The organism is Micromonospora sp. LOL_024, from assembly GCF_048060415.1.
Classification (GTDB): domain Bacteria; phylum Actinomycetota; class Actinomycetes; order Mycobacteriales; family Micromonosporaceae; genus Micromonospora.
Map to the genome: position 1 here is coordinate 1 of NZ_JBHMIS010000179.1, position 593 is coordinate 593.

General features: G+C 71.0%; 1 protein-coding gene. It reads left to right on the top strand.

Translation table 11 applies throughout. The features are described from left to right. Positions 1–339, top strand: a 339-nt coding sequence (locus ACFHWY_RS28790; RefSeq protein ID WP_416583372.1) for a hypothetical protein, incomplete at its 5' end; no start/stop codon positions are given. Positions 340–593: the final 254 nt, after the last annotated feature.

Sequence of the window (593 nt, forward strand, 5' to 3'; positions counted from 1 at the left end):
GTACCTGTCGGCCACCGCATTGACGTTTGCCCGGCGGCATCGGCCCGTGTGGTCGTGGCAACTGTGGCGGCGTGTCTGCCGGTGCGGAGCCGACCTGCCGTGCCGTGCCCGGCACCGCATACCGATCAACCGGGGCCACTGGCCGCAGGAGAACGAGCAGTGACCGGCGGGCCGGAGCGGACGATCCTTGCGGTACATGTCCGAGGGCTCGACGGCATGTGCGTCGGCTGCCGCGCGTGGTGGTCACGACTGGCCCCGTACCCGTGCTGGCAGGTGGATTGGGCGACCAGCCGGCAGGCCCGCGCGAGCGTCGCCCGATTCCTTGGTGGTGTGCGGTGACCACCCACGGCCCGGTGCTGCCCATTTGGAGCTGCGGTGGCTGCGACCTTCCGTGGCCCTGCCCCACGCGGAGGCGGGAGCTACGCGCGGAGTACGCCGATGCGCCGGTATCGCTGGCGCTGTACCTCGGGGCCTACCTTGTCCAGGCGGCCGAGGACATGCCCTGGGCGCCAGCCGGCGCACTGCACCGCCGCTTCATCGGCTGGACGAGACAGCCACCGGAAGTACAGCAGCGAAGTACAGCAACCGTGCCG